The sequence below is a fragment of the Epilithonimonas mollis genome (assembly GCF_900142325.1).
GTDB lineage: Bacteria > Bacteroidota > Bacteroidia > Flavobacteriales > Weeksellaceae > Epilithonimonas > Epilithonimonas mollis.
The window spans coordinates 649614-664693 of the sequence record NZ_FRAM01000001.1 but is presented as its reverse complement, the minus strand read 5'-3'; the positions used below and the strand labels follow the sequence as shown (position 1 = coordinate 664693).

The 15080-nt window shown below is 38.0% G+C and carries 15 protein-coding genes; 13 read left to right on the top strand and 2 right to left on the bottom strand.

Features of this window, described 5'->3' with window-relative positions; all coding sequences use genetic code 11:
- Positions 1 to 10: 10 nt before the first annotated feature.
- Entirely contained in the window at positions 11 to 892 is an 882-nt protein-coding gene (locus tag BUA97_RS03015) for a polyphosphate kinase 2 family protein (protein WP_072996370.1), read from the bottom strand.
- Positions 893 to 970: 78 nt separating this feature from the next.
- Positions 971 to 1465 carry a DUF1573 domain-containing protein gene (locus tag BUA97_RS03010; protein WP_072996369.1) on the bottom strand — a complete coding sequence of 165 codons (495 nt, stop codon included), beginning with the start codon at positions 1463 to 1465 and terminating at the stop codon, positions 971 to 973.
- A gap of 117 nt (positions 1466 to 1582) precedes the next feature.
- On the opposite strand from BUA97_RS03010, the gene BUA97_RS03005 reads away from it, so the two are divergent.
- The 13 genes from BUA97_RS03005 (at position 1583) to BUA97_RS02945 (ending at position 15077) form a co-directional block, all read left to right on the top strand.
- Positions 1583 to 4201 carry a valine--tRNA ligase gene (locus BUA97_RS03005; protein WP_072996368.1) on the top strand — a complete coding sequence of 873 codons (2619 nt, stop codon included), beginning with the start codon at positions 1583 to 1585 and terminating at the stop codon, positions 4199 to 4201.
- Between the two features lie 32 nt (positions 4202 to 4233).
- Entirely contained in the window at positions 4234 to 4653 is a 420-nt protein-coding gene (locus tag BUA97_RS03000; protein ID WP_072996367.1) for a GNAT family N-acetyltransferase, read from the top strand.
- Positions 4654 to 4666: 13 nt separating this feature from the next.
- Positions 4667 to 5311, top strand: coding sequence for a DUF4241 domain-containing protein (locus BUA97_RS02995; RefSeq protein ID WP_072997191.1), 645 nt, complete (start codon positions 4667 to 4669; stop codon positions 5309 to 5311).
- Between the two features lie 74 nt (positions 5312 to 5385).
- The gene (locus tag BUA97_RS02990) at positions 5386 to 6276 is read left to right on the top strand and encodes a ribokinase (RefSeq protein ID WP_072996366.1); all 891 of its coding nucleotides are present in this window, start codon (positions 5386 to 5388) and stop codon (positions 6274 to 6276) included.
- A 79-nt stretch (positions 6277 to 6355) separates the two neighbouring features.
- Positions 6356 to 7219 carry an alpha/beta hydrolase family protein gene (locus tag BUA97_RS02985; RefSeq protein WP_072996365.1) on the top strand — a complete coding sequence of 288 codons (864 nt, stop codon included), beginning with the start codon at positions 6356 to 6358 and terminating at the stop codon, positions 7217 to 7219.
- Positions 7220 to 7292: 73 nt separating this feature from the next.
- Positions 7293 to 7937 (top strand): HD domain-containing protein, encoded by a 645-nt coding sequence (locus BUA97_RS02980; protein WP_072997190.1) that lies wholly within the window; start codon positions 7293 to 7295, stop codon positions 7935 to 7937.
- Positions 7938 to 7965: 28 nt separating this feature from the next.
- The gene (locus BUA97_RS02975; protein WP_175546167.1) at positions 7966 to 8553 is read left to right on the top strand and encodes a hypothetical protein; all 588 of its coding nucleotides are present in this window, start codon (positions 7966 to 7968) and stop codon (positions 8551 to 8553) included.
- A gap of 83 nt (positions 8554 to 8636) precedes the next feature.
- On the top strand, positions 8637 to 9446 hold the full coding sequence (gene kdsA, locus BUA97_RS02970) for a 3-deoxy-8-phosphooctulonate synthase (protein ID WP_072996364.1): 810 nt from the start codon (positions 8637 to 8639) through the stop codon (positions 9444 to 9446).
- 376 nt (positions 9447 to 9822) lie between these two features.
- Positions 9823 to 12039 (top strand): TonB-dependent receptor plug domain-containing protein, encoded by a 2217-nt coding sequence (locus tag BUA97_RS02965; protein ID WP_072997188.1) that lies wholly within the window; start codon positions 9823 to 9825, stop codon positions 12037 to 12039.
- A gap of 2 nt (positions 12040 to 12041) precedes the next feature.
- A complete protein-coding gene (locus tag BUA97_RS02960; RefSeq protein ID WP_072996363.1) occupies positions 12042 to 12293 on the top strand; it encodes a hypothetical protein in 252 nt (83 codons plus the stop codon).
- Positions 12294 to 12383: 90 nt separating this feature from the next.
- A complete protein-coding gene (locus BUA97_RS02955; protein WP_072996362.1) occupies positions 12384 to 13082 on the top strand; it encodes an SAM-dependent methyltransferase in 699 nt (232 codons plus the stop codon).
- Between the two features lie 72 nt (positions 13083 to 13154).
- Positions 13155 to 14297 (top strand): AI-2E family transporter, encoded by a 1143-nt coding sequence (locus BUA97_RS02950; RefSeq protein WP_072996361.1) that lies wholly within the window; start codon positions 13155 to 13157, stop codon positions 14295 to 14297.
- 165 nt (positions 14298 to 14462) lie between these two features.
- Positions 14463 to 15077 (top strand): DUF1684 domain-containing protein, encoded by a 615-nt coding sequence (locus BUA97_RS02945; RefSeq protein WP_072996360.1) that lies wholly within the window; start codon positions 14463 to 14465, stop codon positions 15075 to 15077.
- Positions 15078 to 15080 lie beyond the last annotated feature (3 nt).

The following is a 15080-nucleotide window of genomic DNA, read 5'->3' as shown; positions in this document are numbered from 1 at the left end:
GTTTTTTATTTTACTGTTTTTCACTTTCCAGTCTCAGTTTAGATTCATGCAAAGCAATCTTTTCGTTACCGGAAAGTTCCGGGAATTTAAGATTCATTTCTTCCAGTTTGTCAATAATAATCTGGATGGCAGCAACTCTGGAAAACCATTTCTGATCAGCCGGGATCACAAACCAAGGCGCAGAATCAGTAGAGGTTTCATTGATTGCCTCTTCATAAGCCTTCATATACTCATCCCAGAATCCGCGTTCTGTGATATCTGCCGATGAAAATTTCCAGTTTTTATCCTCTTCATTGATTCTGTCCAGAAAACGTTGCTTCTGTTCATCTTTAGAGACATTAAGGAAGATTTTTATGATTTTTGTTCCGTTATTTGCCAGGTGCTTTTCGAAGTTTCTGATGCTTTCATAGCGGTTTTCCCAGAATTTTTTGTCAAACTGTTTTACATCAGACCAGACCTTTTCGCTGAGATTATATTCCGGATGAACTTTGCATACCAAAACACTCTCGTAATGCGAACGGTTGAAAATTCCGATTTTTCCTTTTTCGGGAAGTGCATTGTATTGTCTCCAGAGAAAATCATGTTGATATTCTTTTGAACTGGGTGTTTTGAAGCTTGTAACTGCACAACCTTGCGGATTCACACCACCAAAAACATGTTCTATCAGACTGTCTTTTCCGGCCGCATCCATAGCCTGAAGGATGATCAGCAAGGATTGGCTGCCGTCTGCATATAACTTTTCCTGCAACAGGCGTAGCTTTTCCTTTTCCTGTTCCAGAAGCTGTTTTGCTTCATCTTTATCGATTTTTCCTTTGTAGCCGGAACTTTGTTTTTTTATCTCCAATTTTGAATTTTCTTTTATTAAGAAATCGTCAGAAAAATTGTAATTCATGAATAAGGATTTGTTGTAAAGATAAAAAAAACCGTCTCGTTTTGAACGGGACGGTTTATAAATTTGTTTAGCGCTTTGCTATTTTGCAGCTTCAAGTTTTTCTGCCTGAACTGCTTTTTTTACTGCCTTTTTTGCAGGCATTGCCTTAGCAACTGCCGCAGGACTTGCTGCTTTCACCTCCTGAACAGCTGTATTTGCAGCTCCGGCAACATCTTCTACATTACCTTTGATGTAAATAACGGATCTGTTATTTTGAGGGTCATTAGAATAAACTTCGATCAGTTTATTGAATGCGCCCTTGATGCCTGTATTATAACCAACTTTGATCTGAGCAGATTTTCCAGGTAAGATCGGATCTTTGCTCCATTCTGGTGTTGTACATCCACAAGAAGGTTTTACTTCGCTGATAATTAATGGTTTATCGCCGGTGTTTTTCACAGTGAAAAATCTATGACCATCAGAACCTGCTTTTACGTTTCCGTAGTCAAAAGTAGTTTTGTCGAATGAAATTGTTTGAGCAGATGCAAAAGCGATAGCTCCTGTCATAAATAATCCTGCAAGAATCTTTTTCATATTTTTTTGTTTTAATTAAATTTTTAAAGTTCAAAGTTATAAATAATTTAAATATATGCTTAAATTTTTTTCACATTATCTTATTTTTGCAAATCATTAAGCCAAAAAAAAATTAAAATGCAGATTGCAGACAAATACAATCCACAGGAAACTGAACAAAAATGGTACGACTTCTGGTTGGAAAACAGATTTTTTCATTCAGCGCCGGATAACAGACCGCCTTACACTATTGTAATTCCGCCGCCGAATGTGACGGGGATTCTTCATATGGGGCATATGCTGAACAATACGATTCAGGATGTACTGGTCAGAAGAGCAAGAATGCAGGGCTTCAATGCTTGCTGGGTTCCAGGCACAGATCATGCATCTATTGCAACAGAAGCTAAAGTTGTGGCGAAACTGAAGGCTGAAGGCATCAATAAAAAAGATATCACCAGAGAAGAGTTCCTGAAGCACGCCTGGGAATGGAAAGAGAAATATGGTGGAACCATTCTTGAACAGTTAAAAAAATTGGGTTGTTCCTGCGACTGGGACAGAACAAGATTCACGATGGAGGAGAATCTTTCCAAATCTGTGATCAAGGTTTTTGTTGATCTTTATAATAAAGGATTGATTTATCGTGGTTACAAAGTTGTGAACTGGGATCCTGAAGCTCAGACGAATATCTCCGATGAAGAAGTGATCTTCAAGGAACAGAACGGAAAATTATTTTACCTTAAATATAAAATCGAAGGAACAGAGGAATTCCTTACTGTTGCTACAACACGTCCTGAAACCATTTTCGGTGATGTTGCAGTTTGTGTGAATCCAAATGACGAAAGGTATCAACATCTGAAAGGAAAAAACGTCATTGTTCCTATCGTAAATCGTGTAGTTCCAATTATTGAGGACGATTATGTTGACATTGAATTCGGAACCGGAGCGTTAAAAATCACGCCGGCTCACGATATCAATGATTACGAAATAGGACAAAGGCATAATTTGCCAATCATCGATTCTATGGATAATGATGCGGTTCTGAACGAACACGGAATGCATTATCAGGGAATGGGAAGATTCACGGTGAGAAAAGAAATTGCCAAAGAATTAGAAAAAAATGATCTTCTTCTAAAAGCAGAAGATTATGTTAATAAAGTTGGAACTTCTGAAAGAACTGGAGCCGTTATTGAACCAAAAATATCTGTTCAGTGGTTTTTGAAAATGTCAGAAATGGCAAAACCAGCTTTGGATGTTGTGATGGATGATACAATCAAATTTCATCCTGAAAAATTCAAAAACACCTATCGCCACTGGATGGAGAATGTCCACGACTGGAACATCTCGCGTCAACTTTGGTGGGGACAGCAGATTCCGGCTTTCTATTACGGAACGGGCGAAAATGATTTCGTAGTTGCTGAAAATATTGAAGAGGCTTTGGTTTTAGCAAAAGAAAAAACCAACGACCAACAACTGACAACCGACAATTTAAAACAGGACGAAGATGCTTTGGACACTTGGTTCTCATCATGGTTGTGGCCAATGTCGGTCTTTGAAGGAATTCTCGATCCTGATAATGAGGAAATCAATTATTATTATCCGACATCAGATCTGGTAACTGGTCCGGATATTATCTTCTTCTGGGTGGCCAGAATGATTATGGCCGGATTGGAATACAGAAAAGATGTTCCGTTCAAGAATGTTTATTTTACGGGAATTGTGAGAGATAAACAAAGACGGAAAATGTCCAAGCAATTAGGAAACTCGCCGGATCCGATTGATCTGATTGAAAAATATGGCGCGGATGGTGTAAGAGTTGGAAGTTTGCTGAGTTCTGCCGCAGGAAACGATCTTTTGTTTGATGAAGATCTGATGCTGCAGGGAAGAAATTTTGCGACTAAAATCTGGAATGCCTATAAATTGATACAAGGCTGGAAACGAGACGAATCTATCAAAGCTCAAAATCACGATTTCCAAACCATCGAATGGTTCGGTGAACAATTGAATAAAACAATCGGCGAAATCGAAGATCAATTCTCAAAATTCAGGATTTCTGATGGATTACACTTGGTTTATAAACTGATTTGGGACGATTTCTGTGCATGGTATTTGGAAGCGATTAAACCTAATTTTGGAGAAGCGATCAGTGAAGAAGTTTATCAAAAAACGATTGCTTATTTTGAAGAATTGATGAAATTGTTGCATCCATTTATGCCTTTCTTGTCAGAAGAACTTTGGCAGAACATTTCCGAAAGGAGTGTTTCCGAAGCTTTGGTGATTGCTCAACAGAAAAAATCTGAACCGTTCAATGAAGATAAAATCAAAGAATTTGATTTTGCCAAAGAAGTGATTTCCGGCGTTAGAAATTACCGTCAGTCCAAAGGAATTTCGCCAAGAGAAACCGTTGAGCTCTTCACCAATGTTTCCGAATTGGCAAATGCTGAAGTAATTCAGAAATTGGGTAATATTTCAGAAATCAATTTCAATCAGAAAACAGATAAACCGAGTTTCACATTTTTAGTTGGAGCGAATGAATTCTCCATTCCATTGAGTGAAAATCTTGACCTTGGCGAAGAAAAAGAAAAAACTGAAGAGGAAATAAAATATCTGAAAGGTTTCTTAATCTCTGTTGATAAAAAATTATCGAATGAAAAATTTGTAGCCAACGCAAAACCGGAAGTAGTGGAAACCGAGCGCAAAAAACAAAAAGATGCGCAGGATAAAATTGCTTTGTTAGAAGAAAAGTTGAAATCACTTTAAAACTCTGTTATAACAAATTAATCAGGATAACAATGAGCATTACTTTTTCAAAAAGTAGAGAAGAAATGAATGTCGGGTACATCCATGCTTATCTCACGAAGAGTTATTGGAATGAAGGAATTTCTTTGGAAAAAGTTAAAAAGTGTATTGATAATAGTTTGAATTTTGGGATGTTTCAGGATGGTAAGCAGATAGGATATGCCAGAGTTCTGACAGATTTTGTGCAATTTTCTTATTTGATGGATGTTTTCATAGAACCCAAATTACAAGGAAGAGGTTATGGTAAAATGTTAATGGAACACATATTTGAAGATGAAGACATCAGTCAACTTCCTGGAATGCTTTTGGCAACAAAAGACGCACACTCTTTGTATGAAAAGTTTGGTTTCAAAAGGTTTTCCGAAGAAAATAAAAATCGATTTATGATTTTTAAAAGAAATGAAACAAAATAATTCGACTAAAGAAATGACTCATATAGAAAACATACAAAAATTATTCTCAAAAGACTTCGTGGAAAATCCTTTGCTGGAAACCTATGAAGTTGGTAAAATTCATATCTCATCAGGAAAAATCGTAGTGAGCGATTCTTTGATTTCTCCGGATCATTCGGCCTTCTCTCAGGAGTTTCCGAAAGGTGATTTCCCTGTTTTTGTTCACAAGGAGCGGGAGTCTAACTGCATAGCTTATGCAGAAATTGTATTTGACAAAAATATAATGGCACACCACTGGGTCTTAGCTTTATGCGAAGATCAGAATGTAAAAGATCTGAAAGATGGTGAGATTTTCGGATTTCCTGTAGAATCCGGGATGGGAACATTCATGGATAAAGATGCTCAGATCGCCCTGAATAAACTGGAACAGGAGCTTTTTCATAAAAAGGGAGTTGACTTTATGGGTATCTATGAAGAGTTTTTCCATTCTTATTTCTTCGATGAGAAAGGAGCGATTGATCAGTTTGCCGTACTCAAATCTTATGATCATAAAAAGGAAAACATCATCGCTTTTGAAACTGGCTATGGTGAAGGTTTCTATGCCAGTTATATAGGCTATTCCAAAGATAATCAGCCTGTTAAATTAATTTCTGAGTTTATAGAAATCGAAATGGATTAAATTGTTACATTAGCACAGATTAAATTGCCAATGCAATTCTATTTTTGGCTATTGAAAGCAATGATTGTTAGCAGATGAAACTAAGTAATACAAAACCTCACATAGTAATTGTAGGAAGTTCCTCCATAGATCTGGTGCTGAAAACTTCCAAAATCCCTACAGCGAATGATACTGTACTCGCACACAGCCTGAAAAGTTTTTTGGGTGGAAAAGGTGCCAATCAGGCGATTGCAACATCGCGTCTCGGCGCACAGGCTTATCTGATAAGCCGGGTCGGGATGGATCCCTTTGGACAACAGGTTCTAAGAAATCTTAAGGATGAGGATGTGAATGTTGCTTATGTCGTGGAAGATGAGGACGAAGACACTGGAACGGCGTACGTCACTGCATCAGATGAAGGGAACGCCATTACTGTTGTCCCCGCTGCAAATTATAATGTTTCACCAAAAGATATTGACGCTGCAGAAAAATACTTTCTGACTGCAGATCTGATACTGACACAGCTGGAAATTCCTATGAAAACTGTGGAATATCTATTCAGAAAGGCAAAAAAACTGGGTAAGAAAATCGGAATTTATGCTGCTCCTGCAAGCCGATTGTCAGATGATATTGTTGATTACGCATCTTTTATCGTCGCAAAAAGTACCGATCTGGAAATCATTTTTGGGAAAGGCAGTCACGATGATATTATCAAGCATCTTCCCAACAAATTATTCGTAAGAGACGGTGCAAACAGCACCAGCTATTTTGATGGCTCGGAAATGAAATACTTCCGGAATAACCCGCAGACAGAGGCGCACAGTATGGGATTGGGAGACGCTTTTACATCTGGTTTTTCCATTGCTTTACTTCATAAGAATCCGATAGAAGATTGTGTGAAATTCGGGAATGAAGTGGCGCTGAAAGCTGCTGATTACCGTGGTTCCCAAAAAGGTTTGCCTTACATTGAAGATTTTCAGAAGTAATATTGTCAGCATATCGAATTATAGCTTCCCATCGATTGAATTCTTTATTTTTATAAAATGATTATCTTAAATCATTTTTATGCAAAATCTCGATATACTAACCGAAGATCATTATGTATTATCAGCTCATATTTTTGAGCCTCGACAGAATAACAGGAGAATTTTACTGATTAATTCCGCAACTGGTGTCAAGCAACAGATTTATTTTTCGTTTGCCCAATTTTTTGCAGAAAAAGGATTCACGGTCATCACGTATGATTACAGAGGAATAGGACTTTCCAAACCCAATAAAATGAGAGGCTTCCCGGCGTCCATGAGAATCTGGGGAACAAAGGATTACAAAGCGCTCACAAGTTATATCAAAACTAATTTTCCCGGTTATCATAAGTTTTGTCTTGGACATTCGGTTGGAGCACTGATTCTGGGCATGAATAAAGATTCGGAAATGTTTGATGAATTTATTTTTGTAGGTACACAAAATGCTTTTGTAGGAAACCTGAAACTGAGAACAAAAATTGAAGCTTATCTCGGTTTTGGAATCGTACAGCCATTATCAACAAAGTTATTGGGCTATTTTCCCGCAAGCTGGTTTGGTCTGGGAGAAAGTTTGCCTTCAGGAAGTGCCTTTGACTGGCGAACTTTAATACTGAATAAAAAATCGACCAATAAATTATTAGAAAAATCAGATGATTTTTCCCGAAATTTGACCCAGAAAGTTTTTGTAATAAGAGCAGAAGATGATCTCTGGCTAACGGAAAAAGGAGTACTGTCTCTATTGCATAATACTTATCCCGATCTGAAACCAACTTACAGATTAATCAAAACTTCTGAGTCAGAAAAGAACGAAATAGGGCATATCAATTTTTTCAGAAGTTATAATAAAAAGCTGTGGAAAATAATTTTTACAAGACTGGAAGAAGGATCTCACAATGTGGAAGATTAAAAAAGAATATTTCTTTAATGAACGTAAGTCCTACTACCAAAAAAAAAATTTGAATAATTATAGCAAAAATAATATGCAATTGATTGACAGAACAATAGAATTTGTTAAAGAAAAATTAGAAGGGACAGAATCCGGACATGACTGGTTTCATATAGAGCGTGTCTGGAAACTGAGTTTAAAAATTCAGGAAAAAGAAGGCGGTGACCGGCTAATTATTGAATTGGCTGCTCTGTTGCACGACATTGCTGATCCCAAATTCCACAACGGTAATGAAACTTTGGCCTCAGAAATTGTGAATGAATTTTTAACTAAAGAAAATGTTGATACGGAAACTATAAAGAAAATTATTTTCATTATAGAAAATATGTCATTCAAAAACCGGAATGACGCACCGGAAAACCTTCCTCTGGAACTGAAAATCGTTCAGGATGCTGACAGACTGGATGCTATCGGAGCTATCGGGATCGCCAGAACCTTCAACTTCGGAGGCTATAAAAATAATCTGATGTATCACCCGGACATCGAGCCAAAAATCAGCCAAACCAAAGAAGAATACAAAAAATCCAACGGAACGACCATCAATCATTTTTATGAAAAACTTCTGCTATTGAAGGATCTGCTTAACACAAAAACAGCCAAACAAATTGCTCAACACAGGCATCAGTTCATGCTGCAGTTCCTGGACCAGTTCTACAAAGAATGGAATGTCGATCTGTAATTGGAGATAAACCATTATCTTTGCTTTGATGATCATCATTCTAATCCTTATTTTTTTGATTGTTGCACTTTTTCTGTCCGGTATCCGGTCGGGAAAATGGAATCTGTGGAGCAAAATCGCCAGAATAGTCATTACCATTTCCGCTGCAGCTTATTTCACTTTTTGGTTTGTGGAACGGAGCCTTTCCCAGTTTCTGGAAAACTCGCTTGCGGTTCAGGTTATTAATTACCTGCCACAGCCTGTAGATTTTTATATCATCAGGATTCAGGACGAAAACGGAACTCAGAAGTATAATTCCAAACATGTCGGCCAGATCCGCCCCGAGTATTTCCGGATCGAGTATCTTAATATGCAGAAGTCAGACGAGTTCTGGGTTGTTGGTTATATCGGAAAGGATAAACTGGTTTATTTTTCTCAGGTTGCGGTCCTTAACAAAAATGAGGACAAAATCGTGGAGGTCAGAAATTACATCAATCACAGCCTGAAGTTATCCGCAGTTGCTACAGAAAAGATTGCCGATCTGAAGTATGACAATATCAAGCTCAGTATCTGGGTGACATTGGATCTGCTTCTTATTTTCCTTAATTCGGTATTGCTTTTCCGAAACAGAAAGTAGGATTTTTCCTGCTTTAATTCCGTATCTTTGTATCTGAATTTTAGATACAGTTTAATCTGAAATTTATAATTAAAATTAAAAAAATGATACAATATCTTGATAATATCCATCACAGAGATTCCAGTAATTTTTTCCTTATTGCAGGACCTTGCGCAATCGAGGATGAAACAATGGCTCTGCAGATCGCAGAACATATCATGAAACTTTCTTATAAGTATAATATTCCTTATATATTTAAAGGAAGTTTCCGGAAGGCCAACCGAAGCCGGGTTGATTCTTTCACAGGTATCGGCGATGAGAAGGCACTGAAGATCCTTAAAAAAGTTGGAGAAACATTCCATATTCCGACAACAACGGATATCCATGAAAATGAGCACGCTGCTTTAGCGGCAGAATATGTAGATGTTTTGCAGATCCCCGCATTTTTAGTGAGACAGACTGATCTCTTGATTGCAGCCGCCGAGACCGGAAAAGCCGTGACACTTAAAAAAGGACAATTCCTGTCACCGGAATCGATGAAGTTTGCGGTTCAGAAAGTGAAAGATTCCGGGAATGACAAAACGGCAATTATTGAACGGGGAAATTCCTTCGGCTATACAGATTTGGTAGTAGATTTCCGTGGTATCCCGACGATGAGAACATATTCTCCGGTGATTCTGGATGTTACACATTCTCTGCAGCAACCGAATCAGAATTCCGGCGTTACAGGCGGTCGTCCGGAATTGATAGAAACTATTGCAAAAGCGGGAATTGCTGTCGGTGCAGACGGACTGTTCATAGAAACACATCCGGATCCTTCGATTGCAAAATCCGACGGTGCCAACATGCTCAAACTCGATCTTTTGGATGATCTTTTAGGAAAACTAACCAGAGTAAGAGAAGCGATCTTATAGAAAAATGAAAGTCCGGTTTGCCGGGCTTTTTTATTAAATTCGGTTTTTCGTATAAGATTTACAAATATTCTTTCGTTCTTTGTATTAATTGCTATTTTTGTTAATTCAAGTATACAATAAAATTAAACTTTGATAAAAAACTACAGCTTTGAAAAATTATATCCTTTTATTTCTTTTCCTTTTACCATTATCGGCTTTTTCTCAAATCAATCTGAAAGTCCTGGACGAAGACGGAAAGTCGGTTTCCGAAGCAGAAGTAAGTTATAATAACCAGATTTACCGGACCGATAATAACGGATTTGTAAAAATCCCGATTGCTGCTTCTGAACAGGAACTGAAGGTGCAGAAAGACAACTTCAAAGGTTTTTCCAAAGTCATCAAAACATCGCCAAGATCACAATCGATCAATGTGCTTTTCCTGCCGGCGGTTAAGGAGAATGAAATTCAGGAAGTGGTTTTCCAGAAAAAAGCAAAACGTACAACCAATGACTTGACTTCTGTGGAGATTTCCGCAAAAGAAGCCCAAACTGTCATCTCTCTTGGCGGAGGTGTGGAAAGTCTGATCAAAAGTTTACCCTCTGTCAACTCTAATGCAGAGTTGAGTTCACAATATATGGTGAGAGGCGGTAATTATGATGAGAATTTAATTTATATCAATGATATTGAGCTTTACAGACCTTTTTTGGTTCGTAACTCTTTGCAGGAAGGAATGAGTATCATCAATCCTGATATGGTTTCCACGATTAATTTTTCTGCCGGAGGATTCGAGCCAAGATATGGCGATAAAATGTCATCCGCACTTAATATCTATTACAGACAGCCGGAAAAATTGGAGGTTTCCGGTGAAGCGAGTTTAATCGGCGGAAGACTGACAACGGGTTTTGCTTCAAAAGATAAAAAATTTACAGGGCTTATTTCCGGTCGTTACAGAAATACAAATCTGGTTCTCAATACTTTGAATGAGGATACCGACTTTAATCCGAGATATTTTGATCTTCAGTCTTATCTTAATTATCAGTTCAATGACAAGTGGTCTTTATCATTTTTAGGTTATTTTGCAAAGAACGACTATGAGATGATCCCGAAGCAGAAAGAAGTGGATTTTGGAAGCTTGTTGAGACCTCTGAAACTGACGGTTTTCTATAACGGGCAAGAAGATGACCAGTACAAAAATATGATGGGAACGGTAAGCGTAAACTTCAAGCCTGGTAAAAAATGGCAGTTTACATTGGATAATTTTGCTTACCAGAACAGAGAAAGAGAATATTATTCCCTGGCTTCAGGTTATATTCTGGAAGCTTTTGATGAGGAAGGAAATCCGGTTGCCGGTTATGACGCTGGCGGACAGATCGATCATGCTAGGAATGATTTGTTAGTGAGGGTTGTCGGATCTCAGTTCAGAACCAAGTTTTCTCCCGATGTGAACACAGACTTCGAAGTCGGTGCGAAATTCGAAAGAGAAACAATTAAAGACTTCACCAATGAATGGCAGTTTGTAGATTCCATCGGTTACAGCAATCCCAGGGATTTTGTTCTTCCGGGACAGTTGGATATTTCTGATCTTAACCTTAATTTTCATATCGCCGGACAGAATAATATCACACCGACAAGAATCTCTGCCTATGCCCAGTTTTCCAAAAAATTCTATTGGGGAAGCAACAGGATTTTTGTGAATGGTGGTGCGAGAGTACAGAACTGGAGTTTCAATAAAGAAACATTGTTCAGTCCTAGAGCGCAGATTGCCATCAAGCCAAACTGGGATATGGACATGCTATTCAGAGTGTCTGGAGGTGTATATTACCAGGCTCCATTCTATAAAGAAATCAAAGATCTGACTGGTGCTTTTAACTCAGATATTACAGCCCAGAAATCCTACCAGATCATTATTGCAAACGATTATGAATTCCAGATTGGCAGCAAAGACAGAAAACCTTTTAAACTCACAACGGAAGCTTATTACAAGAAAATGGAAAATCTGATTCCTTATTATCTTGACAATGTAAGAATACGGTATGCTGGAAAAAATAATTCTGAAGGTTATGCTTATGGTTTAGATGCCAGATTGTTCGGGCAGTTCGTTCCGGGTGTAGATTCTTGGGTATCTGCAAGCTATGCAAGGGTTTATGAAAGTATAGATGGAAAAGGTTATATCCCGAGACCAACAGATCAGCGTTTCAGATTTTCAATGTTCTATCAGGATTATATGCCGAAGTTTCCAAGTATGAGAGTGAACCTGACATTGACTTATGCCAGCGGAATACAATCCGGAACACCGGTATTGTTCGATGCGAACGGACTTCCGGATTATCTGGCGGCTTATCGTTATCAGAAAACACTGCCAGCTTACAAAAGGGTTGATATAGGGCTTACAAAAGTTTTCATTGATCAAAAAGATAACAAGGCAAGCGGAACATTCTGGAAGAACTTCAAGGAGCTGACGCTGGGTGTCCAGATTTTCAATGCATTCAATATCAATAATACGATTGCGAACCAATGGATCAGTGATGTGAATTCTTCTCCACATATCTATTATCCGGTTCCGGTGCGACTGACAGGAAGATTCTTCAATGTGACTTTAAATTTTAAACTATAAAAATGAAAAAAACAGACAATCTTTCAGAACTTACAAATGATGAATTGCTGAAAAAACTGAAAACGGCAAAAACCGTTTATATATTGTTTTTCATCATATTTGTTCTTTTGCTTATTGCCTGTTTGTATCTTACGGCTATCAAAGGTTTCAGTGTTTTTACTATTTTGCCTTTAAGTTTCATTCCGCTCCTCATTGCCAATATTATGAGCTACGGAAAAGTTAAAGAAGAAGCCAGATCAAGAAATCTGTTTTAAAGAATAAAAGCTTCCATTTTGGAAGCTTTGTTATTTATATTTTTCCCGGAATAATTAATTTTGTGCTGATTAAACATTTACATAACCAAGATGCTTTACCTTTTACCAGCTTACCTTTCAGAGCACTCTCCATCGGATTATTTTGCGCCCGCAATCTGCGATATCATTATGAATGTCGACCATTATTTTGTGGAGAATGAAAAAACAGGCAGAAAAGTCATCAAATTTTTTGCGCCTGAAAAGAAACAGTCTGATCTGAAATTATTTCTTCTGGACAAATATTCCGTAACAGCAGATTTGAAAGATGCACAAAACATGATGAAAGAAGGTGTTGATTTCGGAATCTTGTCAGAGGCAGGTTTGCCCTGTATCGGTGATCCCGGCAACATCATGGTAGGCTGGGCTCATAAAAATAATATCAGAGTCATTCCCATCAATGGTCCGAGTTCTTTTGTCCTGGCTTTGATTGCAAGTGGTTTCAACGGACAGCAGTTTTCCTTCCACGGTTACCTCCCAATTGATAAGGAGCAGAAAAAAAAAGAAATTCAGAATCTGGAGAATCTGGTTGGGAAAACCGGATTTACACAGATTTTTATGGAAACACCTTACCGCAATAATCAGCTTTTTGACGATCTGATCAAATTTCTGAATCCAAACACTAAACTGTGCATCGCAGCCAACATCAATGATCCCGAAACCGAATTTATCCGGACAAAAACTAGTGCCGACTGGAAAAAAAGTAAACCGGAACTGCATAAGATTCCGGCAGTTTTTCTTATTGGAAAATAAAATGTAAAAAGTGATAGTTAGATTTAGAAATTAGTCTAACTTCCAAAGCACAATTTCTAATCATCTAATAATATGAATCAGACTTATCCTTTTTATTTCAAGCTATCCTGCATTCTGATCAGTGTTGTTATTTTAGGTTTTCTTGCTATTGTCGGTCAACAGATTATTGTTCCGATGATTCTTGGATTACTAATTTCTATTTTACTGATGCCGCTTTGTCGTTTTATGGAAAAAAGGATGAAATTTCCGAGAGGATTGTCATCCGTTTTAGCCAGTGTGCTGGCGCTGGCGATTATTGGCGGCATCATCTATCTGATGTCGATAGAAGTAGCTAAGCTGGCAAACGACTGGCCGCAGTTTCAGAAACAGTTTATCGATCTGATAGACAATCTGCAAAGCTGGATTTCCAAAACATTTGGTGTGAGAAGACACGACCAGCTGGAATATCTGAATGACACTTTGAAAAAATCCATCAGCACAGGAACTGTAATTATAGAAAAAACGCTGACATCCGTTGGTTATGTATTGATGCTGACAGGTTTCACATTTTTGTTTACCTTGTTTTTCCTGCTATATAGAACACATCTTCTGAAATTCCTGGTAGCAAGCTTCACGGAAGCACATCATAAAACCGTATTTGAAATTGTTGAGAATATCCAGTTTATGGTAAAAAAATATCTGGTTGGATTGTTTTTGCAGATGATTATTGTGACGATTTTGTCTTTCATTGCTTATACGATTATTGGTGTGAAGTATAACTTTATGCTCGCCATTCTGACAGGAATTCTGAATATCCTGCCTTATATCGGGATTTTCACGGCATTGCTGATTGGCGCACTGATTACTTTTGCTACTTCGGGGATCAGCCATGTTCTTTTCATAGTGATTGCCATTGTTGTTATCCACGCTATTGATGGAAACATCATCATGCCAAGGGTTGTCGGCTCAAAAGTAAAAATCAATTCTTTGATCGTGATTATAGGATTGGTTGTAGGAGAGATGCTTTGGGGAATTGCCGGGATGCTGCTGACGATTCCTGTTCTGGCAATTGTTAAAATTATTTTTGACAGAGTAGAGGGACTCCAGTCCTGGGGTTTTCTTATGGGGGAAGATGATGAGGTGCGGATTTTTAAGTCCACTTTTGATAAATATTTTCTGGCTAAAAAAAATAAAACCGAAAAAATTACCGATCCAGGAAATGACTCCGATGTCTGAACTGTTTCCGAATCACTCCACCGAATTACAGCAGCCCGGCTTGAACGGAGCTCTTTTGCTGTTATTGCGATTCTTGAAACGGCATAATAACGGTTTCGGTTCGTTTGCAATGACAGAAAAAAGCGGGAGTGGAAGACGGAAATAGCTGCCCAAAAAAATTAAACTATGAAAAAACTAACATTACTATTTTTGTTGCTGTCTTTGTCTATGACGGCTCAGACTGAAAATGAAGCTGTTGCAGCCATCAAAAACTTCCAGAAAGAACTGAATGATGAATATCTTAATCCGAAAGAATCACCCTTGCGAGGCAATAACCTGAAGGATTTTAAAAAGCATCCTTTCTTTCCGGTCAATCTGAAATACAGACTGATAGCTGATTTTATAAAAACTACAGACGCAAAACCAATCGATTTCCCGACATCCTCAGGACAGTTTCAGAAATACCTGGAATTTGGAAGGGCAACTTTTGTGTTGGATGGAAAAAGCTATACACTGACGATTTATCAGAATGTGAGACTTTCCGGAAAATCAGGTTATGAAGATTATCTTTTTCTTCCCTTCAGAGATGAGACGAACGGAAAGGAAACTTATGGCGGTGGAAAGTATATCGATCTCAGAATTCCGCAGGATGATAAGATCACGATAGATTTTAATCAGTCATATCAGCCATTCTGCGCCTATAATGCTTACGATTACAGCTGCCCGATTGTCCCGGAAGAAAATACGCTGCCGGTAAAAATAGAAGCCGGCGTGATGTATGATGATGTTTACCATCATTAATAT

What these genes read in the sequence shown, in the direction of transcription:
- BUA97_RS03015 (WP_072996370.1), bottom strand. Translation starts at nt 892, where the DNA reads ATGAATTACAATTTTTCTGACGATTTCTTAATAAAAGAAAATTCAAAA.
- BUA97_RS03010 (WP_072996369.1), bottom strand. Translation starts at nt 1,465, where the DNA reads ATGAAAAAGATTCTTGCAGGATTATTTATGACAGGAGCTATCGCTTTT.
- BUA97_RS03005 (WP_072996368.1), top strand. Translation starts at nt 1,583, where the DNA reads ATGCAGATTGCAGACAAATACAATCCACAGGAAACTGAACAAAAATGG.
- BUA97_RS03000 (WP_072996367.1), top strand. Translation starts at nt 4,234, where the DNA reads ATGAGCATTACTTTTTCAAAAAGTAGAGAAGAAATGAATGTCGGGTAC.
- BUA97_RS02995 (WP_072997191.1), top strand. Translation starts at nt 4,667, where the DNA reads ATGACTCATATAGAAAACATACAAAAATTATTCTCAAAAGACTTCGTG.
- BUA97_RS02990 (WP_072996366.1), top strand. Translation starts at nt 5,386, where the DNA reads ATGAAACTAAGTAATACAAAACCTCACATAGTAATTGTAGGAAGTTCC.
- BUA97_RS02985 (WP_072996365.1), top strand. Translation starts at nt 6,356, where the DNA reads ATGCAAAATCTCGATATACTAACCGAAGATCATTATGTATTATCAGCT.
- BUA97_RS02980 (WP_072997190.1), top strand. Translation starts at nt 7,293, where the DNA reads ATGCAATTGATTGACAGAACAATAGAATTTGTTAAAGAAAAATTAGAA.
- BUA97_RS02975 (WP_175546167.1), top strand. Translation starts at nt 7,966, where the DNA reads ATGATCATCATTCTAATCCTTATTTTTTTGATTGTTGCACTTTTTCTG.
- kdsA (WP_072996364.1), top strand. Translation starts at nt 8,637, where the DNA reads ATGATACAATATCTTGATAATATCCATCACAGAGATTCCAGTAATTTT.
- BUA97_RS02960 (WP_072996363.1), top strand. Translation starts at nt 12,042, where the DNA reads ATGAAAAAAACAGACAATCTTTCAGAACTTACAAATGATGAATTGCTG.
- BUA97_RS02955 (WP_072996362.1), top strand. Translation starts at nt 12,384, where the DNA reads ATGCTTTACCTTTTACCAGCTTACCTTTCAGAGCACTCTCCATCGGAT.
- BUA97_RS02950 (WP_072996361.1), top strand. Translation starts at nt 13,155, where the DNA reads ATGAATCAGACTTATCCTTTTTATTTCAAGCTATCCTGCATTCTGATC.
- BUA97_RS02945 (WP_072996360.1), top strand. Translation starts at nt 14,463, where the DNA reads ATGAAAAAACTAACATTACTATTTTTGTTGCTGTCTTTGTCTATGACG.